The organism is Anaerovirgula multivorans (genome assembly GCF_900188145.1).
Classification (GTDB): Bacteria; Bacillota; Clostridia; order Peptostreptococcales; family Natronincolaceae; genus Anaerovirgula; species Anaerovirgula multivorans.
The window spans coordinates 1-26,062 of record NZ_FZOJ01000045.1 but is presented as its reverse complement, the minus strand read 5'-3'; the positions used below and the strand labels follow the sequence as shown (position 1 = coordinate 26,062).

The following is a 26,062-nucleotide window of genomic DNA, read 5'->3' as shown; positions in this document are numbered from 1 at the left end:
CTGCTATACAACACAAAGTAAGCTGTTCGAGTACATATACTCGAACAAAAAATACCGTAGTTTCGGGGCTTATAGCCCCGTGACCACGAGTTTTAAATAGGAGGAATTTTAAATGAATTTTAAAAGATTGATAGTCATTCTACTTCTTCTAGCTGTGTTGTTTACTGCTTGTAGTCCAAAGTATGAAGAAGTCACAGCTGTTACTTTTCCAGAGCTATCAGAAAAAGTAGATGAAGATATTTTTGATATATCCCAAAAAGCTAAAGGGTTAGATGGTAAAACAGTTGAGATGGTTGGCTATATGTCCCCCCTAACACCTCTAGATGCTAATTATTTCTATATGATTCAAGTACCAGGTGCAGCATGTCCCTTCTGCGGAGGAGAGGATGTGGATTTTTTGCAAGTAATACAAGTGTATTATCCTGAAGGCAAGAAAAGTGCCTTTACAGAAAAGGCACTAAAAGCCACTGGAGAGCTTGAGGTAGGAGACGCAATAGATGACAGTGGAGCCAAAAGTATTTTTAGGATAAAGGCAGAAACAATAGAAGCACATAAATTTAAATAGGTATAATAAAACCGCTGGGATTGCGGTTTTATTTTTTCGATATGAAATTCATCTATAAAAAGAAATTTAGAAAAAATACCATAGTTTTGAAGATAAATATTGACAATTTTCTACATTTTCTTTTAGAAAGCTCTGATATGATAAACATATAAATGTGATTACAGGATATCTGGAGTATTTTAATAAAGATTATGACTTTTATCTTATTCAAGCATGTAATGGTGAAGAACTATTAGAAAAAATTAAAAGAAAATCTATAGATATTGCTTTTCTTGACATAGAAATGGAAGGTTTGAATGGGATTCAAGTGGGAGATGCCATAAGAGCTAAATTTCTCGAAGTGATGATTGTATTTATTACCGGATTTAAGGACTATGTAGGGAGTACCGGAACAACAACAGCTAGTGTAGCAGTCGAGAGTATTTACTGTAGGTTAACAACATATAGAAACGGCACAAGAATAGGTTTTGATGGTAAGCATGGAAGTAATACAAGTAGTTTATCTGTGGGTTATTATTATGGTCCGTATACAAGCACTGCAGAATATGAAGTATCAGGTACGCATTTCGGGTTTCTGAATGAGTCTATGGCTGATTATTATTCTTATAATAAGAAAACTCTTCCCTGATTTATGTATTGAAGGAAAAGGATTATTAACAACATTTAAAACATGCCTATGAGTTATAAAGTGCTAAAAAGTTGATGATATATAAATTGTAAAATTGGAGGATTGTAGGGATATTTTCAAAGTATATATAAACCTTAATAATAAAAGGTGATATAAAATAATGTATCATCTTTTATTATTACCAATTATATTTATTAATTATTACTTAGGTCAAAAGGGTTGTGAGCTATATCCGATTTGTCGGACACAGGTGAGTTAGTGTAAAATAGACCTGTAGAGGTTGATAATGTAGAAAAAATGGAACACAATATAGTATCATACAAAATTCTAAATTACAATAAACGAGATTTGTAAGAATAATTATTAAATATTGATAAAAAATCAAAGGAATCTTAGAAAATTTGGCGAAATTCTATATTTAGTAAGTAAAGGATAGCACAACTTTAAAGGTTGGTGAGGAAATATTGAAGAAAGTGATTATAGCAGGATTTATAGTTATTTTAACATTTATTCTTATATTTTATAATGAGAATAAGATAGTCATTAAGGATGACAATGGAAATGAAATATTAAACCAAGAGTTAAAAAATAGAGATATAAATGAAGAAAATGGGATTTCTTCTCAGAAAAAAGATGAAGAGGAAAAATATAATCCAGCTTTAGAATTGTTATATACAGGAAAAATGGATGGGATTGAATTTGGTATTGGAACAAATAGCACTGAAATTATTGAGAAATGGGGAGAACCAGATTATAAAGATAATTATATGGGAGGTCTGTTGTTATCATACGACAAAACTTATTTTTTAACTGACGGGATTATTATAGATGATAGTATCTCTTATGGGACTGTTGGAGGTATATATTATACTGGAGAAGCAACAATATATGGCATTCATATAGGAATGCTCCTTAGAGAAGTGGAAGAAATATTAGGAAAGCCAAATCATACATATATCTCTGATAACAGTGAACTATATTTTGATAATAATTTGATAGTTAAGTATAAAGCAGGTGCGCATACAGTTATTTTTGAAATAGAGAACGGAAGTGAGACGGTTCAATCTATTTCTTTATGGAAGGAAGAAAAATAAGAGTATAGATAATGAATTGCGACCGACAAACATATTTATAAGTTGAATTAAGCCATTTGAAGCTTTATCAAGGAAGGCTAGTGGGCAGTATTCAATGGTATAAATTGTTAAGCCCATGAAACTGCTCGCACACCAAATGTAAATGATTAGGAGGTGAAAAATAGATAAAAGGGTTTTTAAAATAATCTGGAGCCAAAGCAAATTCCATTTTATGAATAAAGATAGCAAGACAGTTATGGTTGTTTTTGAGATATCACCAGATTTGCTGTAGAAGAAGATAAAAATATATATGATTATATGAATGATTAATCTAGGTAGTGTAAAACAACTTAAGTACTACTATGAATTTCAATGCACAACAATAAAACCGCTGATGCAGCGGTTTCATTAATATAAAAACATAGAGTAGAACACAGAGAAAAGAATCTATGTGTTTGTGATTCTCTTGTGAAAGATGATAGTCTCGCCAGAAGCAGTAAAATTAGCAACCTCCACAGGGGCATCCTCCAGCTTGTTGGTAAGGGCATGATAAATGGAATAATCTTCTCTAAAATGGATGGGAACCAACAGTTGAGGATGTAGGGTTTGTGAAAAGTAAAGGCCTGCAAGATGAAAAAATTCATCAAGTCTGGGATCAACAGGAACAAAAGCGATGTCGATAGCTTCACCCCTAAGATGATTGATTTCCCTTTTAAAATCTACTTCTTCCTGCTTTTGTTCTTCGGGAGAGAAATTTTTCCAATGCCACCAATTTAAATCTCCAGCATGGAAGATGGTAAAATTGTCAACTGAAACCAGGAAAGATACACCCTTATCGGTGCTGCCAAAGGATTTTATATGAACATCCTCCAACTGCAGGGAACCATGGGGTTCCATATAGTAATATTCTTCTTCATAAACCATTTCTTTGATATCATAACCTAGTATGTATTGAATACGCTTATTGAACTTCTTCCATTGAAAAATTTCAGGGTTAAAATGATCTCCATGACCATGGCTGACAAAAACAAAGACATCTTTATCTGTTTTTAAGTCGTTGAGAGAAAGAAGCCTCTCTTGTATAGCCTCCTCTTGGAAAGAAAAGATATCCTTATAATAATCAAAAATTAGAAAGTTATTTTCTGTCTCAACAGCAACACTGCTATGACCAAAATGAATAATTTTACATTCAATGGACTTCAAAATAACACACTCCCATCATCGTATTTTATAGATATTTCTCTTATATCTTAATATATACACCATTTCGTATAAAGAGCAACAAAAAAGAAAATTAGAAAGAAAGCAGAGTATAAGGGACAAAAAGCAGCTTAAAGATTACAATTAGATGACAAATCCTCTTTGGAGCAGAGATAAAGCAGGAAAAAAGTATAAGAAGATAGAAATGATGAATAAGTCAATGATAGAGATGGAAGGGAAGGTGATGTTGTGAATGTAGCGATTGTTCTAATTTTAATCCCAGTGAATATACCAATATATAAGTTTTTCTTTAAAACTTTCTTTTCTGGAACGGAGGATTTTAATGAATCCTTGAGATACAGCTTTACCCCAGATCTTATTTCGTTATTTAGGGGAGAATATTGGAAGGATCGATTTGCCCAAATGAAACTAAGTTTTTTCTTATTGAGTTGTGGATTGGTTACCTTTATGGAGTATGCTATGATTACGTCAATCATTGAAAAATTTATTTAATCGATAAATTTTTTTGATACAAGTAATAAAATCAGCTAACTGACTTATTTTTATATAAAGTGCTGACCAATTGAACTCCAGTATGAAAAATATTCTTCACGATATACTCATCAACAATGCATAAATGGTATAATAAGGATAAAATAGTAAGTTGGGAGAAGATAAAATGAAGTTCATAGGAAAAGTTAGTATAGTTTTGATAGCTGGCTTCCTTGCTCTTTTCTTAATTAGTATTTCTCTGGAACCAATAATTTTAGAAAGGAGATCCCCTGTTTCACAGATAGACAGTGTAAAAACTTTCAATAATAATGAAGAACTGGAATCTAAAATAGCAGAATATGATGAAGATAAAGACAGCAATACTAACAATAGTAGATTCGATAGTGACAATCATGCTATTCATGATCTTACTACGAAACCGATCTTCACGAATGAAGCCTTGACAAAGGAGATCGTTGATAGGGTCAGAGGTGTATCATGGAGAGAAGAGGCTCCTGTAGGACTAGAGGATTTGTCCTATATCACTGTTACCCATTGGGGTTTTGATCAGCAAGAGCATTTAGGAGAGATGATTGTTCATAAAGAGATTGGCGAAGAAGTACTTGAAATATTTCAAGAGCTATATGAGGTGAAGTTTCCCATTGAAAAGATGAGATTAATTGATGAATACGAGGCGGATGACCATCTATCGATGGAAGATAATAATACCTCTGCTTTTTGCTTTAGAGTCATTGAAGGAAGCCAAAAAATATCAAACCATGGATATGGCGTGGCTATTGACATCAATCCCATACAAAATCCTTATATTAAGAATAACAGGATAGTTCCATTGACAGGAAAGGAATATGTGAATAGAGAGGATATCAGAAAAGGCATGATTATTAAGGGAGACCCATGCTATCGTGCCTTTACTAGTAGAGGATGGACATGGGGCGGAGAATGGAAAATAGTTAAGGATTATCAGCATTTCGAAAAGGTGATTGATTTAAACCCTTAGATAGTTTGAAATGGTTAATTTTAGAAAACAAGCAGAATTTCTGCTTGTTTTTTTACATCTCTTTTATTATAAAAAGGTTTTTCCATAAAAAATAATTTACTATAAAAAAAGTCTGCTTTTCTATTATACATAATTTTGGTGGTTTTTTCTATAACTGTTTTTTCTATGTCAAAGAGATGGGATTGCTGACAATCTAAGCATGAGCTTAAATAAATTTGCAATCTAAAAGGATATCCCCTGTAAACCTAGAAATACCTAATAGGTAGGAGGGGATAGAGGTGAGAAGACCCTTTAGTTTTTTTAGCATTTCGGTAATTTTAGGAATTATTCTAGGTTATTCATTAAGTTTAAAAATTGATGGATATTTATTCAGTTTATTAATGATCGTTATGATACTAGCCACTATTTTCTATCAAAAGCGTGCCCTTATCTTTATATGCTTTTCCCTGATTTTAGTAGGAAACTTTATGTTTAACAACTATATGGAAAGTAGCACAGTATTAAAGGAATATCCCTTTGAGAAGCTAGCCCTTGAAGTTGAAATCAAGAGAGTGGGTATTGATCAAGGAAGATATGTTGAGTATGATGTTGATATACTCAGCTTAATTAAAACTGACGGAGAAAGTACTATAAATGAAAAGGCTAGGCTTCAACTAAAATACGCTAACGATCTTCCTGTTGCCTTAGAACCCTTCGATATGGTAACCTTAAGAAATGTTACTTTGATTGAGGATTTTGATAAAAGGGGCTTAGAGGGTTATCAATTATACCTTAGAGGCAGAGGCTTTAAATCAATTTTACAGGTGAATGCTAAGGATTTAATGAAAGTAGATAAATATGTAACTACAAATATTATAAATAGCAGTTTTAAAACCAGAAGATATATTGAAGATTTTTTTGATCAATCTTTGCCATCTATAGAAAGTAGTATGTTAAAAAGTATTATGTTCGGAAACCAAGGATACTTAGATAAAGAAACCCTTAATCTTTTTTCCATAAGTGGAACCGCTCATATCATAGCTGTATCAGGGCTACATGTAGGGGTGATGGTTTTGTTATGTCACCATCTATTAGCGTTTCTAAATCTAGGGAAAAGAAAGATTTTACTGATAACGATGGTAACATTATTTTTCTACAGTGCTATTGTAGGTTTTCCCGTATCTATTATTAGGGCAAGTAGTATGTACTGCTTATATGTTCTAGGATATTTTGTGGAAAGGAGATACGATGCAATCAATAGTTTAATGATGATGGCATTTCTACTATTATTATACAATCCATTGAATATATTTTCTGTTTCCTTCCAATTATCCTTTGCTGCTACTTTAAGTATCTTGTTGTTTTTTCCTTTTGTAAAGGATTTATTGAAGGTTGTTCCAAAGTATTTGCAATCTTTGATGGCGGTTACTATAGCTGCTCAATTAGGAACAATACCCATCATGATTTATCATTTTAATCAATTGTCTTTTATAGCTTTTATTGCAAATATTTTCATTGTACCAACCTTAATGCCTTTGCTATTTACATCTTTAACAAGTGTTTTCGTTAGCATGTTTTCAAATAGCTTAGGATTAATAATTAATTATCTTACTCATGGACTATTGGCTTATATATATTGGATGGTGCAGCGGCTAAGTAATCTATCGATAGCCAGCATAGCGGTGGAAGGGCTTAGGATTTATCATATGATGGGTTATTACTTTATACTGTTTGCTGTATATTTCATATTATGGCATAATAAAAGTAGATGACCCAAATCTTTGATTTGGTGTCAGTCACTTTTACAGAGTGCAATGAAGAAGGTACTGCAACAATAGAAAAGGGATGAAAAATATGAACTATAAAGAAGCAATTGATCAGTTAAAGGCCAATAAAATTCAAAAGGTTTATTTGCTCTATGGAGTAGAAATATATTTGAGAAATCGATTTATTAAACAGTTAAAAAACACCGTTGTTAATAGTGATTTTGAAGAGCTAAACTTCTATAGTATGGAAGGAAAGGATTGTACGCTTGAAAGACTAATAGATACCTGTGAAACTTTGCCATTTATGGGAGAAAGAAAATTAGTACTGGTGAATGATTTTGAGGTATTTCAAAGTAAGAGAAAGTACATATCAGATGAAGAGGAAAAAAGCCTCATAGCTTATATAGAGAAAATACCGGACACCACTTGTTTGGTGTTTTATGGTTCTACATCTGTAGATTCCAGGAAAAAAATTGTAAAAGAAATACAAAAGCATGGGCAGGCTATCGAATTTCAAAAATTAAATGCAAAGGACTTTAAACAATGGATAGTGGGTAGAATGAAGGTCTATGACAAAAAGATCGCATCTGCAGAAATAGACTATTTTTTTGAAAATGTTGATTATATAGGCAAGAATGCTACCCAAAGTCTACTAGATATAGACAATGAATTAAAGAAGATTATTTCCTTTATAGGAGATAGAGATAGCGTTACCTTAGAGGATTTACAAAACATATTTAGTTCCAGCTTTCAAAACGATATATTTAAGCTATTAGATGCTATTGAAAAACAACAAATTAGCGAAGCTATGAAACGGCTAAGTACTATGGTACATCAAGGGGAACCTATAATGAAGATTGCTGCTACCTTGGGAAATCATGTCCGTAATCTTTTAAAGGTGAAGCTGTTATTAGAAGAAGGGTATTCTACTAAAATAATTGCTTCAAAAATAGGGATTCATCCTTTTGTTGCTTCTAAGTGTGCAAATCAGGCTAGAGGATTTACGACTCAAGAGTTGGAAAGGTTATTGACCCAATTCCTAAAAATGGATGTTGCAATTAAATCTGGTAAGATGAAGGATTATATTGCAATTGAGCTTTTCATTTTAGAAATTTGTAAATAAAAGGGAAAAAGCAAAAAAGCGTACAATATGTACGCTTGTTTTATTTAGGAACCCGAGACACGGATTTGGTTACTACTAAACAGCTTTGTTTAACTTAGCAGCAAGTCTAGATACTTTTCTAGAAGCTTTTGCCTTATGAATAACATTTTTTGCAGCGGCTTGCATAAGTTTTTTCTCAACGAATCTAAACTTAGCTTTAGCTTCTTCTAGATTACCAATTGATAGAGCGTCTTCGAATTTTTTGATAGCTGTCTTAAGTTGGGATTTAACCATTCTGTTTCTAGCTGTCTTTTTCTTAATGACTTTGATTCTCTTCATTGCTGATTTAATATTTGCCAATATCTTCACCCCCTTATGTGGTCATTAACACAGTAATTTTACCAAAAATCAATATAAAAAGCAATAAAAATAAATAATAAAAATAAATATTATATTTCTTTTATTGACTTAAAACAGATTTCTTATACAAAATTTATTGTTATGGCACATAGATAATTTTCAAACTTTTATCAAATAATAAAATGAGACTTAATTCAGAGAGCGCTTTTCTCTCTGAATTGTAGCCGAATTTATTTCGAGGATGTAGTGCTTAGGCTGTCGCTTGAATAAGCGGGAGGCTTAGCAATACACCGAAGGGGAAAATGAGATTTAATTCATAAGTAGGCAACCGAAAGTTCGCCCTATAACTTTCGTGTTGATCACTTAGTTTGTTTATCTATAAGTAGGCAACCGAAAGTTCGCCCTATAACTTTCGTGTTGATCACTTAGTTTGTTTATCTAGAGAGCGCTTTTCTCTCTGAATTGTAGCCGAATTTATTTCGAGGATGTAGTGCTTAGGCTGCCGCTTGAATAAGCGGGAATCTTAGCACTACACTGAAGGGGAAAGGTGAATTATGGTTATGAAAATCTATTATAGACATGTGCCTTTAGATTTAAATTTTAATATATACGGTCTACGGTTTCGCCTTTGGCTAAAAAACATAGCCAAAGACTGCAAATGTAGCCCTTAGTATATTAAAATTTATAAGCACATATCTGTAAATAGAAGTTTTTGCTAAAGATTACAATTAAGAGGTGAGGATATGTTTCAAATAAGAACAGATTTGGCACTAGAGGCTAGAGAATTGTATCAAGAAGAAAAACAACAAGAAATACCTGGAGTGGCAGTTGAGCAGGAGGAACTAGAGGATATTACTGTAACGAGGGTAGAAATCCTTGATGACCATGGAGCAGAAGCAATGGGTAAGAGTAAAGGAAAGTATATTACGTTAGAATGTGTAGGTTTAAGAAGAGCTGATGCGGATTTAAAGGATCAGGTAAGTAAAACATTGGCAAAAGAATTAAGGAAATTGATTAGCGTCAACAAACCTTTGAAGGTTTTGGTTGTAGGATTAGGAAATATTGATGTTACCCCTGATGCTTTAGGACCTAAGGCAGTATCCAAGTTATTTGTAACAAGACATATGTTCAAATTTTATAATAAAGATAGTGATGAAGCATTGGCAGAATTAAGTGCTATTGCTCCAGGGGTAATGGGAACTACTGGGATAGAAACAGGTGAAATCATAAAAGGCATCGTCAGCAATGTAAAACCAGATCTTGTGGTAGCGATAGATGCATTGGCTTCAAGAAAAATGGAGAGGGTAAATACCACCATACAATTATCTACTTCTGGAATTCATCCTGGGTCTGGAGTAGGTAACAAACGGCAGGCACTTGATGAAAAGAATTTAGGTGTGCCAGTAATAGCTATAGGCGTACCTACCGTAGTAGACGCAGCTACCTTAACTAATGATACAATACAATTAGTAATAAAAGCTTTTTCAAAACAGGCAAAGGTAGGTTCACAATTTTATAATATGCTATTAGAATTGAAGGATGAAGAGAAATATCATATGATTAAGGAAGTATTAGAACCTTATAGTGCAAATGTGATGGTTACCCCTAAGGAGGTTGATGATGTTATACTAAATTTATCACAGATTATTGCTAATGCAATTAATATAGCATTGCACCCGGGCATAGATCTAAAAGACGTAAATAGGTATTTACATTAATTTGATTGATGTCATAAATAGCACCCACTTTTCATATTAATCTATATACTACTGATTAAAGGTGGGTGCATAATTTTATGAAGAGAAAACTAGCTTATGTAAAGAATTACCATAATATTATTATATTAATATTAATTTTAGCTATATTATTTTTCTTTGGAAAAATAATATTAAACAAGAATTCTTTCGCTGAAGCCTCAAGTGTGGGTACAGATATGACAACGTTAGAACCTAAGAAGGATCTAACTTCAGAAAATAAATTTTTAGTACATGCCATTCATCAAGCTTTTCCGGCAACAGCAATACAAGAAAAGGCCACTATAGGCAGTTATATTCATACGTTATATTCTTCTTTTATTTATAATATTTTTACTGTTGATTTTAAAAATCCAATTACATTTGTGCAGGCTCAGTTTCCTGCTATCCGTTCCTATCCTGTGGAACAACAATCTCCTACTAAAGATATTACCCCTAAAACCCCAGATAATGATTCAAGAGATATTTTTTTTGTTGATTTAGATAATAATAAAGAATCTGTAGCAGCTGGAACATTACCAAAAGAGGAAGAACTAAAGGATCTTAATCCTCAAGAAAAAGATGATTTAGGAGAATCATGGCAGGGGATTTATTTAGTTGGGGAAGATGATATTGTTGACAGTTTAGACTCCGGAAATAGTGAAACTATAGTAAATGTTAAAAAGCCTAAAAAAATAAAATTTGAGGAAGGCAAACCCCATATTCTAATTTATCATACTCATGGGACTGAGTCATACAAACCTGCTTCTGAAGGGAATTATCATACCTTAAGAAAAGAGTATTCAGTTATTGCAGTGGGAGAAATTCTAAAACAAAAATTAGAAAAGGAGGGATATAATGTAATCCATGATACTACCTATCATGATCATCCCTCCTATAGTGGCTCATATACTAGGTCCTTAGAAACTGCACGAAAAATACTTGAGGCAAACCCATCAATAAAGATCGTATTAGATGTTCATAGGGATGGCTATGATAATATTGAAACAAATCCTAATAGAAATAGCCTAATAGCTAATAATAGAGTGACTATTAATAATGAAGTATCTACTAGATTTCAGTTTGTTATAGGACCAGAATCCGCTAATCGACAAGAGGTAGAGACCTTCGCAACCTATATAAAAGCAGTTAGTGACAGTAAATATCCTGGCTTTAGCAAACCAATTCTGCTTAAACCCTATGGAAGATATAATCAATTCTTGGTAGATCATTATGCTTTGCTAGAAGTAGGCAGCAATGCTAATACTATAGAAGAAGTAAAAAAAGCAGCAGCATATTTAGCGGATGTATTGATAGAATCGCTTAAGCATATTAAGGAATAGGTTTATAAAATATAAAAAATGTCTACAATACCAATGGTGATGTAGATGAGTAGAATCGAAAGAAAAATTGAACACAGAAAAAAGAAGAGACAACTAAAAATATTTTTATTTCTCATTTTTATCTTTATGATTATTGGTATACTTTCAGTAGATTCTGCTATTAGAGAGATGTTGGCCTTAGAGGACACCAGGGTATTTGGTTATGAAGCCCAACAGGATTATATCCTATTCTATTTAATGGGAGAACAAATTTACATTGAACAGGAGAAAGTAGAAGAAATTCAGGTGTTCATAGAGGAAATTTATTATAATATTATAGAGCAGGTAAATAATATGCTAGAGAGAATAAAAAATGTCGGGTTAAACCGACATTTTTTTTCAAATATAATGCAGAATATCTACCAACTATAAAAATAATATGATATAATTTATAAAGTTATGGATACGTAAACTTGAAGGAGGAATAGGTTTATGCCAAGCGATAGACAAAAGAAGATTAGAAATTTCTCCATCATTGCCCACATAGATCATGGTAAATCCACCTTAGCTGATAGATTGATAGAGGATACTGGTCTAATAAGCGAAAGGGAAATGCAGGATCAAATACTAGACAATATGGATTTGGAAAGAGAAAGAGGTATTACCATTAAGCTCCAATCCATTAGACTGGTTTATAAAGCTCAAGATGGAGAGGAGTACTATCTCAATCTGATTGACACACCAGGACATGTGGATTTTACCTATGAAGTGTCGAGAAGCTTAGCGGCATGTGAAGGAGCTATTTTGGTCGTGGATGCGGCACAGGGAATTGAAGCCCAAACTTTAGCAAATGTTTATTTAGCACTAGAACAGGACTTAGAAATTGTTCCAGTAATAAATAAGATAGACTTACCAAGTGCTCGCCCAGATGAGATTAAGAAAGAGATTGAAGATATCATTGGTTTAGAGGCCCATGATGCGCCTTTAATATCTGCTAAAGATGGTATTAATATCATAGATGTTTTAGAAGCAATTGTAAAAAAAGTTCCAGCACCTACGGGAGATGAAGAGGCTCCTCTAAAAGCGTTAATTTTTGATTCCTACTATGATAACTATAAAGGGGTCATTGCCTATGTTAGAGTAGTAGAGGGTTCTGTAAAAAAAGGCATGAAGATCAAAATGATGGCAACCAACAAAGCATTTGAAGTTACTGAAGTAGGTGTGTACTCTCCTGGCCCTATTCAACTTCAAGAGTTGAAGGCGGGAGATGTTGGTTATGTAGCAGCTAGTATAAAGGATGTAAAAAACTGTCGTGTTGGAGATACCATGACAGATGCAGCAAATCCAACCGCCAATCCATTACCTGGTTATAGAAAAGTAACTTCTATGGTTTATTGTGGTATTTATCCTGCTGAAGGAGAAAAATATGAGGACGTAAGAGATGCATTAGAAAAGCTACAGGTAAATGATGCGGCTTTAGTGTATGAACCTGAAACCTCAGCAGCTTTAGGGTTTGGTTTCCGATGCGGATTTTTGGGTTTATTGCATATGGAGATCATACAGGAAAGATTGGAAAGGGAGTTTAATTTAGACTTAGTTACAACTGCTCCTAGTGTTATCTATAGAGTTACAAAAACCGACGGAGACGTTGTGATGATTCAAAACCCTGCAAATCTGCCGAAACCTCAAGAGATTAGCAGGATGGAGGAGCCTATTGTAAAGGCCAATATCATGGTACCCAACGCTTATGTAGGTACAGTAATGGAGCTTTGTCAAGAACGGCGTGGAGAAATGAAAAACATGGAGTATATAGAAGAAACAAGGGTTGTGCTTCATTACGAACTTCCATTAAATGAAGTAATCTACGATTTCTTTGATGCTCTAAAATCCAAGACAAAGGGCTATGGCTCACTTGACTATGAATTTATTGGGTATAGAGAATCAAAGCTTGTAAAGCTGGATATTTTAATTAATACAGAGCAGGTAGATGCATTATCCTTCATTGTACATGAAAGTAAGGCCTATAATAGAGGAAGAGGTATGTGTGAAAAATTAAAGGATGAGATTCCTAGACACCAGTTTCCGATACCAATTCAAGCATCTATTGGTCTAAAGGTAATAGCTAGAGAAACCATACGAGCCCTTAGAAAAGATGTTCTTGCTAAATGCTACGGTGGAGATATTACTAGAAAGAAAAAATTACTGGAGAAACAAAAAGAGGGTAAAAAACGAATGCGTCAGGTTGGTAGTGTAGAAGTACCACAAAAAGCGTTTATGTCGGTATTAAAGCTAGATACTTAAGTAGATGACTAAAAGTAGATGACCAAAAGTAGATGACCAAAATCTATGATTTTGTGTCAGTCACTTTCACACAGTGCAATCTATGATTTTGTGTCAGTCACTTTCACACAGTGCAATCTATGATTTTGTGACAGTCACTTATACAAGGTGAAAAAAACATAAACCTCATAAAGCTAGTAACCCAAAGTTACTAGCTTTATTTAAATAGATTTGATGAAAACCATAGCTATACGCCTTTGTAATTTAATTTTGATATACACGGTCTACGGTTTCGCCCAAAACCATGGGCTGCAAATGTAGCCCTTAGTATATCAAAATTTCACCTTGTATAAGCAACTGACATGAAATCATAGATTTCAGTCATCTGCTTAAGTTCTGTAGTTGGTTATCTATAGAAGCTAGGAGGGTTGAAATTGAAACCATTAGGCATTTATATTCATATCCCCTTTTGTCAGAGAAAATGCCATTATTGTGACTTTGTTTCCTATACTGGAAAAGAGGAACTTATGAAAGAATATATCATATCTTTAGAAAAGGAAATGATCCTCTACAGTGAAGAGATGTCGGATTATAAAGTGAAGACTATTTTCATAGGAGGTGGGACACCTTCTATTTTACAGGGAAAAGAGATGCGAAAAATTATTGCCTGCTTATCAAGGCATTATCATCTGGAGAAAGATATAGAAATATCCATTGAAGCCAATCCAGGGTTGTTGGATAAAGAAAAGCTAAACAGCTATTATTCTAGTGGAATCAATCGGCTCAGTATAGGGCTTCAGGCTTGTCAAAACCACTTATTACAGAATTTAGGCAGAATTCATAGGTATGAAGATTTTATTTGGAATCTTGAAGATGCCCGTAGAGTAGGGTTTACCAATATAAATGTAGATTTAATGTTTGGCTTGCCAAACCAAAAAATAGAAGAATGGTATGCTTCTTTGAAAACCTTAGTAGAACTAGAAATACCTCACCTCTCTACCTATAGCCTAATCATAGAAGAGGATACTCCTTTTCATCAATGGGTAGAAGAGAAAAGAATAGAGAAGATTGATGAGGAAATGGAACTAGCTATGTATCATGATGCAATTAATTATTTAAAGGACAAGGGATATACTCACTATGAAATATCCAATTTTGCAAAACCAAGCTACAAATGCCAACACAACATGATCTATTGGAGAAATCAAGAATACTTGGGCTTTGGTGTAGCTGCTCATTCTCATCTTCATAAAAAAAGGTTTAATAACCACCAGAAAATTGAAATCTATTGCAGTAGTCTACAGAAAAACCAAAAACCTATAGAAGACGTTATCTCATTATCTTTGAAAGACGAAATAAGTGAAACCATGTTTTTGGGACTCAGGATGATGACAGGGATATCTGTAAAAGATTTTGAAAAAAGATTTAAAAAAACTCCCTATGAGATCTACGGTGAAAAACTAGAAGAGTTAAGAAAAAATCAGCTAATTGAGTATAATGATAACTTTGTAAAACTAACCACAAAAGGAATTGATTTAGCTAATAGAGTTTTCCAAGAAATGCTTTTAGATTAAAGAAAAAGTTTCTCAAAACTATTGACAAATAATTGGTGAAGTGGTATTTTAAAAACAGAATCATTAGCACTCAACCTCATAGAGTGCTAATAATTTGAGGTGGTAACCATGTATTTAAACGACAGGAAAACAAAAATTTTGCAGGCGATTATTCAGGATTATATTTACACTGCTGAGCCTGTTGGTTCTAGAACATTATCAAAAAAATATAGCCTTGGTGTCAGCCCTGCTACCATTAGGAATGAGATGTCAGATTTAGAGGAGCTGGGATATTTAGTGCAGCCCCATACTTCTGCGGGACGAATTCCTTCTGATAAGGGCTATCGTTTATATGTAGATAATCTAATGGAAATAAAAGCAATTGCTGATTTGCAAAGGAAAAATATTAAAAACAATTTTTTGAAACAATTTGGGGAAGCAGAGCAGCTATTACAATATAGTTCGAAAATTATTTCTCAGTTAACCCACTATACTTCAGCGGTATTGACCCCTCAAATTAAAGAAAATAAAATAAAGCATATTCAACTGGTACCCATTGATACTGAAAAAATTATTGTAGTAATGATTACAGATACTGGTATAGTTAAAAATCACCTGATTAATGTATCAGAGGGGATAGATTATGAACAGCTTCAAAAGGTAACAAATCTCTTGAGTAAAAAGCTTCAGGGTATGACCATTAAAGACGTTGAAGCAACGCTGCTTCGGGATTTAAAGAAGGAACTCTATGAATTCAACAGTTTAATTGAATCTGTTGTGCCTAAACTATTTAATGTAATAGAAGGAATAGAAGATGTAGAACTATTTTTAAGTGGCACCACTAACATCTTCAATTTTCCAGAGTATAATGATGTGTTTAAGGCAAAAAGCTTTTTAACTATGCTGGAAGAAAAGGAAGTTATAAGGAATTTAATTTCTTCTACAGGAGATCAGGGCATTAGTATCTCTATTGGAAGTGAAAATCTATATCAAGAGGCTAAGGAATGTAGCTTGGTAACAGCTACCTATAAGATTAATGGCAATGTTGTAGGTAAGCTAAGTGTTATTGGGCCTACAAGAATGGATTATTCTAACGTAGTTGGAGTTATGAACCAAATTAGTCAGTATATTAATGAGTTGTTAAGAACAAGATATAGGTGAACCTCCAGTGCGAAGTGCAAATGCATTTTGCACTCTATCTTTGTGGCATATAATTTAAATAAACTTTAAGGTAGGTGAAGGAATAGTGAAAGGACGTAAGGATGAAATGAAGGAAAAAATAGAGAAAACAAGAGAAGATCATGAAAGCACTACAGAAGAGGAAAATCAAGAGGTACATAGTGATTTAGAAGCAGTACAAGAAGAAATACAGAATCAGAAATCTGATGAAGACATCGATAGTTTAAAGAACAAATTAGAAGAAAAAGAAGCTGAAGCCTTAGACTATTATAACAGAATGGTTAGACTACAGGCAGATTTTGCTAACTATAAAAAAAGAGTAGAGAAAGAAAAAAGCGATATATATTTGTATGCTAATGAAAAACTAGCAGTAGAGCTGCTGAATATTATAGACAATTTGGAAAGAGCATTAGCCTCGCAAATAGAGGATCGAAATAATGGGTTATATGAAGGGATTCAGATGGTGTTAAAACAGCTAATAGATACCATGAAAAAACATGGGATAGAAGAAATAGATGCTTTGAACAAACCCTTTGATATGAATTTACATCATGCAGTTATGAAAGAAGAGGCAGAGGCTGAAACTGATGAAGTAATAGAAGTTTTACAAAAAGGTTATACAATCCATGGTAAGGTTTTAAGACCTGCTATGGTAAAGTTAGCACAATAAAAAATATTAATTTTAATCATAGAAGGAGGAAAAAACAATGAGTAAAGTAATAGGTATTGACTTGGGTACAACCAATTCATGTGTTGCAGTATTAGAAGGAGGGGAACCTGTTGTTATTCCTAATTCCGAGGGAAATAGAACAACACCTTCTATTGTTGCCTTTGGTAAGGATGGTGAAAGAATTGTAGGCGAACCTGCAAAAAGGCAAGCCATCACTAATCCTGATAAAACAATTTTATCTATAAAGACACATATGGGTTCTGATCATAAAGTAAATATTGATGGTAAGGATTATGCACCACAGGATATTTCTGCTATGATTTTACAAAAATTAAAGGCAGATGCAGAAGCTTACTTAGGAGAGAAAGTTACAGATGCAGTTATTACAGTACCTGCTTATTTTTCAGATAGTCAAAGACAAGCAACAAAGGATGCTGGTAGAATCGCTGGTTTAAATGTACAAAGAATCATAAATGAGCCTACAGCAGCATCTTTAGCCTATGGATTGGATAAGACAGAGCAACAACAAAAAATATTAGTTTACGACTTAGGTGGAGGAACTTTCGACGTATCTATCTTGGAATTAGGAGATGGTGTATTTGAGGTTTTAGCTACCAATGGTAACAATCATCTAGGTGGAGATGATTTTGATCAAGTGGTTATTGACTATATTGCGGAAGAATTTAAAAAACAAGAGGGAATTGACCTAAGACAGGATAAAATGTCTTTACAGCGTTTAAAAGAAGCTGGTGAAAAGGCAAAAAAAGAGCTTTCAAGCACGATGACCACCAATATTAATTTACCATTTATTACAGCTACTAATACTGGACCAAAGCATCTTAATATGGATTTAAGCAGAGCTAAATTTGAAGAGATATCTTCTCATTTGGTAGAAAAGACAGTAGAACCTATGAGAAAAGCATTAGAAGATGCAAAGCTTTCTTCTCAAGACTTAGATAAAGTTATATTGGTAGGAGGGTCAACCCGTATACCAGCTGTTCAGGCAGCAGTAAAGAAGATTACAGGAAAGGATCCTCATAAAGGAATCAATCCTGATGAATGTGTTGCTGTTGGTGCTTCCATCCAAGCTGGGGTATTGACAGGAGAGGTAAAGGATGTTCTATTATTAGATGTAACGCCTTTATCTTTAGGGATCGAGACCTTAGGTGGTGTATTTACTAAATTAATTGAAAGAAATACAACAATACCTAGTAAGAAAAGCCAGGTTTTCTCCACAGCTGCTGATAATCAACCAGCGGTAGATATTCATGTGCTACAGGGTGAAAGACAAATGGCCGCCGATAATATAACCATGGGTAGATTTGAGTTAACTGGAATTCCACCAGCGCCAAGAGGTGTTCCACAAATAGAAGTAACATTTGATATTGATGCCAATGGTATTGTTAATGTGTCTGCCAAAGACTTAGGTACTGGTAAAGAACAAAAAATCACAATTACTTCTTCTACTAACCTATCTGATGCTGAAGTTGAAGCAAAGGTGAAGGAAGCGGAGAAACATGCCGAAGAAGATAAACAAAGAAAAGAAAAGGTAGAGGTTAGAAACCAAGCTGACTCTTTAATTTATCAAACAGAGAAAACCTTAAAAGAAGTAGAAGGTAAAGTAAGTAAAGAAGATGAAGAAAAAGTTAAGGCAGAAGTAGAAAAGCTTAAGAAGGCACTTGAAGCTGATAATGTTGATGAGATGAAAAAAGTTATAGAAGATTTAAACAATGCCTTCCATGCTATTTCTCAACAAATGTATCAGCAGGCTCAAGAAGCTCAGCAACAAGCAGGAGCGGAAGGAAGCCAAGCAAAGGATGATAATGTAGTTGATGCAGAATATGAGGAAGTTAAGGATGAGGAAGACAAGTAAATAATTCCTAACCTGTTCAAAAGTCCATAGAAAAAAGAACAAGGAAAGCCAGCCAACCCAGCGTATGTAAAATACGTAAGGGTGCTGGTTTTTCATAGTGACGAGAAGAAGAAAAGAAATTTTTAATAAGAAAATAAGTTGATTTAATGAAGAAACTACAATATAATTATTAATGGTCAAAAGCCCATCCTATTGTGGTTAATGGAAGGGAAAGGCGGTGAAAAAGTGAGTAAAAGAGATTACTATGAAGTTTTAGGTGTCGATAAAAATGCAAATCCAGAAGATGTTAAGAGAGCCTATAGAAAGCTTGCCATGAAATATCATCCTGATAAGAACCCTGGAGACAAAACAGCAGAGGAAAAGTTTAAAGAATTAAATGAAGCCTATGAAATACTTAGTTCTCCTGAGAAAAAACAAAGATATGATCAATTTGGGCATGCAGGAGTCAATGGCAATGCTGGTGGTTTTGAAGGGAATGGAGGCTTCGGAGGTTTTGAAGACATTTTTGGAGATATATTTGATATGTTTGGGGGAGGTTTTTCCTCAAGAAGAAGAAGTGGTCCTCAAAAAGGTGCCGATATTAAATATGAGTTAAGTATTACCTTTGAAGAAGCAGTATTTGGTTCGGAAAAAACAATAGAATTTTACAAATATGAAAATTGTCATACTTGTGATGGTAGTGGAGCTAAACCTGGAACATCTAAAAAGACTTGTCCTCATTGTAAAGGAACAGGTGAAGTCCGATTTGTACAACGGACACCATTAGGTCAGATTGTAAATGTAAAGCCATGTGATCAATGTGGAGGAGAAGGCCATATCATTGAGGATCCTTGTCCAACCTGTAAGGGTAAAGGGAAAGAAAGAAAACGTAAGAAGGTTAAGGTTAGAATTCCAGCTGGTGTGGACAATGGTTCTATCATACCTCTTCGTGGTGAAGGAGAACCTGGCACAAAGGGAGGTCCTTATGGAGATTTATATGTGGTATTAAGAGTAATGCCCCATAAAATTTTTGAAAGAGACGGTTATGACATATTATGTGAAATACCTATCACCTTCGTGCAGGCAGTCCTAGGTGAAGAGTTAGAAGTTCCTACATTGGAAGGAAAAGTAAAATATAAAATTACTGAAGGAACGCAAAGTGGAACAATTTTCCGTTTGAAAAACAGAGGCATTCAAAATCCAAAAGGTTATGGAAAAGGTGATCAATACGTAAAGGTAGTTGTAGAGATTCCAAAGAATCTTACAGATAAGCAAAAAGAAATACTAAAGCAATTTGCCGCTGAGGGTGGAGAAGAAATACACGAGAAAAGAAAATCTTTTTTTGATAAAGTAAAGGATGTATTTGGCGTTTAATAAAATCACTCTATATTAGAGTGATTTTATTCTAATACTACGAAAATGAAATTCTCCAAAATTTGCAAAAAATTATTATTTTTTATTGGTTATTCCAGATAGTGAGTATAATACAATTAGTATATAGGGATATTATTTAAGGGATGTGATATGATGGAATGGGTTGAAGTATCAATAAAGACTACTACTGAGGCGGTTGAAGCAGTAGCGAATATACTTTATGATGCGGGAGTGGCGGGAGTAGTTATCGAAGATCCTAATGATTTAAATTTTATGGAAACAGATGAAAATTCATGGGATTATGTTGATGAAGCCATTTTTGATAATGACTATGAAGGGGCTATTATTAAAGGTTATTTACCAGAAACCCCTGATTTAGTAGATAAGATTGAGCTTATTCGACAATCTGTAGAACTTCTTCCACAATATGGCTTAGATGTTGGCATAGGAGAAGTTACTACGCTTGAGGTTCATGAAGAAGACTGGAGCGAATCCTGGAAAAAATATTATAAAACCACCAAAATCGGAAGAAATATCATCATCAAGCCCACGTGGGAGGATTATCAGCATGATGGTGATGAATTAGTCATCGAAATGGATCCGGGAATGGCTTTTGGCACCGGTACCCATGAAACCACAATGATGTGCGTAATGGAATTAGAAAACTATGTTCAACCGAATTCCACTGTTTTTGATATCGGATGTGGTAGTGGTATTTTAGGAATTACGGCTGCGAAGCTTGGTGCACAAAAAGTTATTGCTGTAGATATAGATGAGGTGGCAGTAGATGCTACGAGGAATAATGTGAATCATAATGGTGTAGAGGAAGTTGTAGACATCCGTCAGGGGAATTTGATGGATGTTGTTACAGAAAAAGCAGATATTGTTGTTGCCAATATCATTGCTGAAGTGATTATACTTCTGAGTAAAGACATTAGGCAGTTTTTGGTGGAGGGTGGAATTTTTATCGCATCAGGAATTATATTGGATAAAATAGATACTGTAAAGGAAAGTCTTATCTCTATGGGATTAGAGATATTAAAAGTGGATACCATGGGAGAATGGGCAGTAATTGTCTCTAAAGTAAAGGATGAAAATCATGAATAGGTTTTTCGTATCCCCTAACGATATCTGTACTGAAAAAAAACAAATTACTATTGCTGGCGAAGATGTTAAGCATATCTCTAAAGTATTAAGACTTTCAAAGGGAGATATGGTAGAGATTTGTGATGGTCAGCGATATGAATTTATTGCAGAAATAGAGTACATAGGAAAAACAGAAGTTCTACTTAAAGTTAAAGAACAGCAGCAACTAAAAACCGAACCACCAATCGATATGATTCTTTATCAATCCATCCCTAAAGCTACTAAAATGGAACTAATCATTCAAAAGACAACGGAAATGGGAATAAAAGCAATTATACCTGTTATAACTGATAGAACCATAGTACAATTTAAAAATCATAAAGATATGGAAAAAAAGGTTGATAGATGGCAAAAAATAGCAGGTGAGGCAGCTAAACAGAGCAAAAGAGGGATGATACCTGCTATACATTTACCAATGAATCTGAATAAAGCCTTAGAGCATTCTCAAGCAAACAATCATAATGTAATCGCTTACGAAAAAGAGAATACTACTGGAATAAAAAGCATTATCAACGCCTTAAAAGAGAATAATGCGGAAAAGGTCGGCATATGGATTGGCCCTGAAGGGGGCTTCACGGAAGAAGAAGTTAATATGGCTATAGATAAAAATGTACAAGCTATTACTTTAGGTCCTAGAATTCTTAGGACAGAAACTGCAGGATTTACAGTTTTAAGTATTTTAATGTATGAGTTAGGAGATTTAGGAGGTTAACCTGTGAAAAAAGTAGCTTTTCATACGTTGGGTTGCAAAGTGAATCAATATGAAACCCAAGCCATGACTGAAATGTTTGAAAAAGCTGGATATTTAGTTGTGGTAGATACGGAATTTGCTGATGTTTATGTGATCAATACATGTACTGTAACCAATGTTGGAGACAAAAAGTCACGACAATTTATACGTAGAGTAAAAAGAAATAATCCTCATGCCATTATAGCTGTAGTCGGATGCTATGCTCAAACAGCGCCTGAAGAGGTTTTAGAGGTAGAGGGTGTTAATGTAGTCATTGGTACAAACGATAGAAATAAAATTGTTGAGTTAGTAGAATCCTGCAATATTGATGAGAAAATCAATATGGTAGATGATATTATGAAGGTAAAAGAATTTGAAGAAATGTCAGTTAAAGATATAAAGGAAAAGACAAGGGCCTTTTTAAAAATACAAGAGGGTTGTAATCAGTACTGCTCCTATTGTATTATTCCCTATGCAAGAGGACCTATAAGAAGCAGGAATAGATCAGAAATCATTAGAGAAATAAAAAATTTAGTGGATCATGGTTTTAAAGAAGTGGTTTTAACTGGTATACATGTGGCCTCCTATGGCAAAGATTTACAGGAAAAGAATGCTCTTTTGGAGATATTAAAGGAAGCTAACGAAATAGAAGGTTTAGAACGTATAAGGTTAAGCTCTTTGGAACCTACGCTCTTTACTGATGAATTTTTGCATGAGCTTTCAAAGGTATCAAAACTATGTGAGCACTTTCATTTGTCTTTGCAAAGCGGCTGCGATAGAATTCTAAAGAAAATGAATAGAAAATATACAACTGCAGAGTATAGGGAGATTGTGAAAAGGATACGACAAGTATACCCAAAAGTTGCTCTAACAACGGATATCATTGTTGGGTTTCCAGGAGAAACTAATGAGGATTTTCAGGAGACCTATAGATTCGTGGAGGAAATTGCCTTTAGTAGTATTCATGTTTTTAAATATTCTCCAAGGAAGGGAACCCCAGCTGCCTCCTTCGAGGAACAAGTTGATGGGAAAGCAAAGCATATAAGAAGTGAAAAGTTGATTGCATTAGGGGGAACCCTACAGAAGGATTATTATCAACAATTTATTGGTTCAGTAAAAACTGTACTATTTGAAACACTTTCTAAGGAAAAGAAAGGTTATATAGAGGGATATACTGATAATTATTTAAAGGTTTTAGCAGAAGTAGATATAACTCTTGAAGGAAAACTGGAAAATGTAAGATTAAACAGTTTTCATGGGGAATATATCATCGGAGAAATCATATAAATTTTTTGAAAATAAAAGGAATTTTATTTTTTCTGTTGAATAATAACTAATAGGGAACAGAAGGGTAAGGAGGTGTATTATGTCGGATTGTATTTTTTGTAAAATTGTAAAAGGAGAGATACCAGCTACAATTTTATTTGAAAATGATAAGGTTGTGGCTTTTAAAGATATTAACCCCGAAGCACCTAGTCACCTGTTGATAATTCCTAAAAAGCACATAGCTTCTATGGTTCATGCTACAGAAGAAGATATACGAGAGATTATTCCTGAGATTTTTAAAGTAATTCAGCATTTAGCTGAAGAATTTGGGATGACTCAAGAAGGTTATAGAATCGTTAACAACTGTGGAAAACTAGGAGGTCAAACGGTGGGCCATCTTCATTTTCATTTGCTAGGTGGAAGACAAATGTTATGGCCACCGGGTTAAAATATGTATTGCATAACCCTAATTTTTAATGTATAATAACAAAGTATTGTAATAATCCCACTTGCAAATATAGCCTATATGTTGCTATAGATAAAGCACAGCGGGTGCTCGCGGAGGGAGGGAGAAGTAAAATGTCAGAAATTAAAATTAGAGAAAATGAATCACTTGATAATGCGCTTCGCAGATTCAAAAGACAATGCGCAAAGTCAGGGGTATTATCTGAAGTAAGAAAAAGAGAGCATTACGAAAAGCCAAGTGTAAAGCGTAAGAAAAAAGCGGAAGCTGCTCGTAGAAAAAACACAAAAAAATTCTAAGTATCTAAATAGAGGTGAAAAATATGTCCCTCAAAGAACGATTAGCTGCTGATCTTAAAGAGGCCATGAAGAATAAAGACCAACTTCGGAAAAATGTTATCACATTGATACGTTCTGACATAAAACAGATTGAAGTAGATAAAAGAGTGGAACTTGAAGAGCAAGACATTATAGAAATAATATCACGACAATTAAAGCAAAGAAAAGATGCACTGGAGGAGTTCCATAAAGGCGGTAGACAAGACCTTGTAGAACAAACCGAACAAGAAGTTCATTACCTATTGCAGTATCTACCTGAGCAGTTGTCAGAAGAAGAAATAACTAACATAGTAAAGGAAACTATTTCCGAACTAGGTGCCAATTCCATAAAGGAAATGGGTAAAGTAATGGCTGCAGTGATTCCCAAAGTTAAGGGTAGAGCTGATGGCAAAATAGTTAATCAAGCTGTTAAACAACAATTATAATAAAAACAAAACCCGGATATATTCCGGGTTTATTAATTTAAATCCTCCATTGGAGGATTTTTGTGTTTGTAAAAATTACATGTTGATTCTCAAAAAATAGTTAAATTAAAAACCTTATCTCTATGCTATAATATAATAAATTACTTAAATTTCTGACAAAGGGGTATCAGCATGATGAGAAAAAAGAAAGTGCTTATTTTATTTAGCTTTATGATTTTTTTTCTACTAGGGTTTACACTAAAGATAAACACATCTGCTGATGGAGAAGTGAAGGTCGTTAAACATTTGACGAATGGTAAAATATCTCACCTAGAAGTTATTACCCATAGAAATATTCAAAATATAACATTACAAGCCTTTAATGAACAAGGTGAAATGAGCCATTTATTGTTATTAGAAGATTATATAGTTACACAAAATCCACACTTAAACAGGAACTCTTTTTATATTACCAATAGAATAGCTGGATTAGAAGATATCTATGAATTGTTTTTAATTAATGGTGGAAATATAAAGATACCTATAGAAATAAAAGAAATTGAAGCAACTGAAGAAGTTGTGATGGCTGAAAGACTTGTAGCTTCTCAAGCAATGGAAAATATATTAAGTGAAAGTAGTGTAGATACTTTGAAAATCATGTCCTATAACATTCATCATGGAAGAAACCTATTTGGAAGATATTCTTTAGATGAGATTGCTGAAGTCATCAAAAATAGCAATGCAGATATCATTGGGTTGCAAGAGGTTGATAACGGTGTAGTTCGTTCAAGATTCCAAGATCAACTTAAATATTTAAGTGAAAAGCTTTCAATGGAATACGCATATGGTCATAATTATAATGTCTTAGGCGGCATGTATGGAAATGGGGTATTAAGCAAATATCCTATAGAAAGCTACGAAAACCTTCGTCTACCAAGCGGAAGAGAACAAAGAGGGCTTTTAAATGCTATTATCAATATTGAAGGAAAACAATTGAGCTTTCTAGTTACTCACTTAGGGTTAAATGAACAGGAACGGCAAAGGCAGGTAAAGGCTGTGAGCAATTATTTAGACACACTTACTAATCAAGTCATTTTGGTAGGAGATTTTAATACTAGGTCCAATAGTGAAGAAATTAAACTTCTTAGTAAAAGGTTAATTGATGCTGCTTATGCAATGGATAATATTGAGCCAACCTTTGACTTGTCTGTACTATCAGGAAGAATTGATTATATATTTCTAGATCAAAGCATGGACATACGAAACTATAGAGTAATTAAGAGTAGAGCTTCTGACCATTACCCAATTACAGCTACCTTTGAATTAGAATAAGATGTTAACTATACTTCGTCACTTCTAAAACCCAGTACCCTTATGTATTTCCTTATACACTGTGGACGCTGGATTTTTTGCGTCTCAAACCTGAGGGCTTTTGAAGAGTCTAGATTTTGTTAACTTTTTAAACAAGCTTAACTACCTAAGTTTTGTACAAATAACTAAGCTGTATTTAGAAAATGATGGAAGCTTAATTGAACATACTTAGGCTGTAATGCTTCAACAAATAATTTT

25 protein-coding genes are annotated in these 26,062 nt (G+C 33.8%); 23 read left to right on the top strand and 2 right to left on the bottom strand.

Going from position 1 to position 26,062, the window contains the following annotated elements:
• Positions 1-112: 112 nt before the first annotated feature.
• From CHB72_RS23500 to CHB72_RS23490, 3 genes are all read left to right on the top strand, one after another.
• Positions 113-565, top strand: coding sequence for a hypothetical protein (locus CHB72_RS23500; protein WP_089285310.1), 453 nt, complete (start codon positions 113-115; stop codon positions 563-565).
• Positions 566-719: 154 nt separating this feature from the next.
• On the top strand, positions 720-1,193 hold the full coding sequence (locus CHB72_RS23495) for a LytR/AlgR family response regulator transcription factor (protein ID WP_176431576.1): 474 nt from the start codon (positions 720-722) through the stop codon (positions 1,191-1,193).
• A 473-nt stretch (positions 1,194-1,666) separates the two neighbouring features.
• Positions 1,667-2,287, top strand: a complete 621-nt coding sequence (locus CHB72_RS23490) for a DUF4309 domain-containing protein (protein ID WP_242975254.1) — start codon at positions 1,667-1,669, stop codon at positions 2,285-2,287.
• Positions 2,288-2,713: 426 nt separating this feature from the next.
• Here the strand turns inward: CHB72_RS23490 and CHB72_RS23485 are convergent, their stop codons facing one another.
• The gene (locus tag CHB72_RS23485) at positions 2,714-3,469 is read right to left on the bottom strand and encodes an MBL fold metallo-hydrolase (RefSeq protein ID WP_176431575.1); all 756 of its coding nucleotides are present in this window, start codon (positions 3,467-3,469) and stop codon (positions 2,714-2,716) included.
• A gap of 246 nt (positions 3,470-3,715) precedes the next feature.
• On the opposite strand from CHB72_RS23485, the gene CHB72_RS23480 reads away from it, so the two are divergent.
• The 4 genes from CHB72_RS23480 (at position 3,716) to holA (ending at position 7,844) form a co-directional block, all read left to right on the top strand.
• Positions 3,716-3,979 carry a hypothetical protein gene (locus CHB72_RS23480; RefSeq protein WP_089285306.1) on the top strand — a complete coding sequence of 88 codons (264 nt, stop codon included), beginning with the start codon at positions 3,716-3,718 and terminating at the stop codon, positions 3,977-3,979.
• Positions 3,980-4,145: 166 nt separating this feature from the next.
• The gene (locus tag CHB72_RS23475) at positions 4,146-4,976 is read left to right on the top strand and encodes a M15 family metallopeptidase (RefSeq protein ID WP_089285305.1); all 831 of its coding nucleotides are present in this window, start codon (positions 4,146-4,148) and stop codon (positions 4,974-4,976) included.
• Between the two features lie 278 nt (positions 4,977-5,254).
• Entirely contained in the window at positions 5,255-6,727 is a 1,473-nt protein-coding gene (locus CHB72_RS23465; protein ID WP_089285303.1) for a ComEC/Rec2 family competence protein, read from the top strand.
• Between the two features lie 82 nt (positions 6,728-6,809).
• Positions 6,810-7,844 (top strand): DNA polymerase III subunit delta, encoded by a 1,035-nt coding sequence (gene holA / locus CHB72_RS23460; RefSeq protein WP_089285302.1) that lies wholly within the window; start codon positions 6,810-6,812, stop codon positions 7,842-7,844.
• A 75-nt stretch (positions 7,845-7,919) separates the two neighbouring features.
• Here holA and rpsT read toward each other — a convergent pair whose 3' ends face one another.
• Positions 7,920-8,183, bottom strand: a complete 264-nt coding sequence (rpsT, locus tag CHB72_RS23455) for a 30S ribosomal protein S20 (protein WP_089285301.1) — start codon at positions 8,181-8,183, stop codon at positions 7,920-7,922.
• A gap of 743 nt (positions 8,184-8,926) precedes the next feature.
• Between rpsT and gpr the strand changes: the two genes are divergently transcribed.
• The 16 genes from gpr (at position 8,927) to CHB72_RS23375 (ending at position 25,825) form a co-directional block, all read left to right on the top strand.
• Positions 8,927-9,901, top strand: coding sequence for a GPR endopeptidase (gene gpr / locus CHB72_RS23450; RefSeq protein WP_089285300.1), 975 nt, complete (start codon positions 8,927-8,929; stop codon positions 9,899-9,901).
• Positions 9,902-9,978: 77 nt separating this feature from the next.
• Positions 9,979-11,259, top strand: a complete 1,281-nt coding sequence (spoIIP, locus tag CHB72_RS23445; RefSeq protein ID WP_089285299.1) for a stage II sporulation protein P — start codon at positions 9,979-9,981, stop codon at positions 11,257-11,259.
• 45 nt (positions 11,260-11,304) lie between these two features.
• Positions 11,305-11,670 carry a hypothetical protein gene (locus CHB72_RS23440; RefSeq protein ID WP_089285298.1) on the top strand — a complete coding sequence of 122 codons (366 nt, stop codon included), beginning with the start codon at positions 11,305-11,307 and terminating at the stop codon, positions 11,668-11,670.
• A gap of 60 nt (positions 11,671-11,730) precedes the next feature.
• Positions 11,731-13,539: a translation elongation factor 4 gene (gene lepA, locus CHB72_RS23435; RefSeq protein WP_089285297.1), complete on the top strand. Its 1,809-nt coding sequence runs from the start codon at positions 11,731-11,733 to the stop codon at positions 13,537-13,539.
• A 413-nt stretch (positions 13,540-13,952) separates the two neighbouring features.
• On the top strand, positions 13,953-15,092 hold the full coding sequence (gene hemW, locus CHB72_RS23430) for a radical SAM family heme chaperone HemW (RefSeq protein ID WP_089285296.1): 1,140 nt from the start codon (positions 13,953-13,955) through the stop codon (positions 15,090-15,092).
• Between the two features lie 108 nt (positions 15,093-15,200).
• Positions 15,201-16,232, top strand: a complete 1,032-nt coding sequence (hrcA, locus tag CHB72_RS23425) for a heat-inducible transcriptional repressor HrcA (protein WP_089285295.1) — start codon at positions 15,201-15,203, stop codon at positions 16,230-16,232.
• 85 nt (positions 16,233-16,317) lie between these two features.
• Positions 16,318-16,920 (top strand): nucleotide exchange factor GrpE, encoded by a 603-nt coding sequence (grpE, locus tag CHB72_RS23420; protein WP_242975253.1) that lies wholly within the window; start codon positions 16,318-16,320, stop codon positions 16,918-16,920.
• A gap of 37 nt (positions 16,921-16,957) precedes the next feature.
• Complete coding sequence (gene dnaK, locus CHB72_RS23415; RefSeq protein ID WP_089285294.1) at positions 16,958-18,793, top strand: molecular chaperone DnaK; 1,836 nt, start codon at positions 16,958-16,960, stop codon at positions 18,791-18,793.
• 225 nt (positions 18,794-19,018) lie between these two features.
• Positions 19,019-20,146 carry a molecular chaperone DnaJ gene (gene dnaJ, locus CHB72_RS23410; RefSeq protein ID WP_141131570.1) on the top strand — a complete coding sequence of 376 codons (1,128 nt, stop codon included), beginning with the start codon at positions 19,019-19,021 and terminating at the stop codon, positions 20,144-20,146.
• 153 nt (positions 20,147-20,299) lie between these two features.
• The gene (gene prmA / locus CHB72_RS23405; protein WP_089285292.1) at positions 20,300-21,253 is read left to right on the top strand and encodes a 50S ribosomal protein L11 methyltransferase; all 954 of its coding nucleotides are present in this window, start codon (positions 20,300-20,302) and stop codon (positions 21,251-21,253) included.
• The gene (locus CHB72_RS23400; protein WP_089285291.1) at positions 21,246-22,004 is read left to right on the top strand and encodes a 16S rRNA (uracil(1498)-N(3))-methyltransferase; all 759 of its coding nucleotides are present in this window, start codon (positions 21,246-21,248) and stop codon (positions 22,002-22,004) included. Before prmA ends, CHB72_RS23400 begins: the two co-directional genes overlap by 8 nt.
• A 3-nt stretch (positions 22,005-22,007) precedes the next feature.
• The gene (gene mtaB, locus CHB72_RS23395) at positions 22,008-23,309 is read left to right on the top strand and encodes a tRNA (N(6)-L-threonylcarbamoyladenosine(37)-C(2))-methylthiotransferase MtaB (protein WP_089285290.1); all 1,302 of its coding nucleotides are present in this window, start codon (positions 22,008-22,010) and stop codon (positions 23,307-23,309) included.
• Between the two features lie 79 nt (positions 23,310-23,388).
• Positions 23,389-23,736, top strand: coding sequence for a histidine triad nucleotide-binding protein (locus tag CHB72_RS23390; protein WP_089285289.1), 348 nt, complete (start codon positions 23,389-23,391; stop codon positions 23,734-23,736).
• Positions 23,737-23,867: 131 nt separating this feature from the next.
• The gene (gene rpsU, locus CHB72_RS23385; protein WP_089285288.1) at positions 23,868-24,050 is read left to right on the top strand and encodes a 30S ribosomal protein S21; all 183 of its coding nucleotides are present in this window, start codon (positions 23,868-23,870) and stop codon (positions 24,048-24,050) included.
• A gap of 23 nt (positions 24,051-24,073) precedes the next feature.
• On the top strand, positions 24,074-24,514 hold the full coding sequence (locus tag CHB72_RS23380; RefSeq protein ID WP_089285287.1) for a GatB/YqeY domain-containing protein: 441 nt from the start codon (positions 24,074-24,076) through the stop codon (positions 24,512-24,514).
• A gap of 171 nt (positions 24,515-24,685) precedes the next feature.
• Positions 24,686-25,825, top strand: coding sequence for an endonuclease/exonuclease/phosphatase family protein (locus CHB72_RS23375; RefSeq protein ID WP_089285286.1), 1,140 nt, complete (start codon positions 24,686-24,688; stop codon positions 25,823-25,825).
• The last annotated feature ends 237 nt before the right edge of the window (positions 25,826-26,062 follow it).

Bases quoted from the DNA above. Each gene is read 5' to 3' on its own strand.
- hrcA (WP_089285295.1), top strand. From the start codon at position 15,201: ATGTATTTAAACGACAGGAAAACAAAAATTTTGCAGGCGATTATTCAG.
- CHB72_RS23440 (WP_089285298.1), top strand. From the start codon at position 11,305: ATGAGTAGAATCGAAAGAAAAATTGAACACAGAAAAAAGAAGAGACAA.
- CHB72_RS23475 (WP_089285305.1), top strand. From the start codon at position 4,146: ATGAAGTTCATAGGAAAAGTTAGTATAGTTTTGATAGCTGGCTTCCTT.
- CHB72_RS23500 (WP_089285310.1), top strand. From the start codon at position 113: ATGAATTTTAAAAGATTGATAGTCATTCTACTTCTTCTAGCTGTGTTG.
- CHB72_RS23380 (WP_089285287.1), top strand. From the start codon at position 24,074: ATGTCCCTCAAAGAACGATTAGCTGCTGATCTTAAAGAGGCCATGAAG.
- dnaK (WP_089285294.1), top strand. From the start codon at position 16,958: ATGAGTAAAGTAATAGGTATTGACTTGGGTACAACCAATTCATGTGTT.
- CHB72_RS23375 (WP_089285286.1), top strand. From the start codon at position 24,686: ATGATGAGAAAAAAGAAAGTGCTTATTTTATTTAGCTTTATGATTTTT.
- holA (WP_089285302.1), top strand. From the start codon at position 6,810: ATGAACTATAAAGAAGCAATTGATCAGTTAAAGGCCAATAAAATTCAA.
- CHB72_RS23390 (WP_089285289.1), top strand. From the start codon at position 23,389: ATGTCGGATTGTATTTTTTGTAAAATTGTAAAAGGAGAGATACCAGCT.
- spoIIP (WP_089285299.1), top strand. From the start codon at position 9,979: ATGAAGAGAAAACTAGCTTATGTAAAGAATTACCATAATATTATTATA.
- lepA (WP_089285297.1), top strand. From the start codon at position 11,731: ATGCCAAGCGATAGACAAAAGAAGATTAGAAATTTCTCCATCATTGCC.
- prmA (WP_089285292.1), top strand. From the start codon at position 20,300: ATGGAATGGGTTGAAGTATCAATAAAGACTACTACTGAGGCGGTTGAA.
- CHB72_RS23400 (WP_089285291.1), top strand. From the start codon at position 21,246: ATGAATAGGTTTTTCGTATCCCCTAACGATATCTGTACTGAAAAAAAA.
- rpsU (WP_089285288.1), top strand. From the start codon at position 23,868: ATGTCAGAAATTAAAATTAGAGAAAATGAATCACTTGATAATGCGCTT.
- gpr (WP_089285300.1), top strand. From the start codon at position 8,927: ATGTTTCAAATAAGAACAGATTTGGCACTAGAGGCTAGAGAATTGTAT.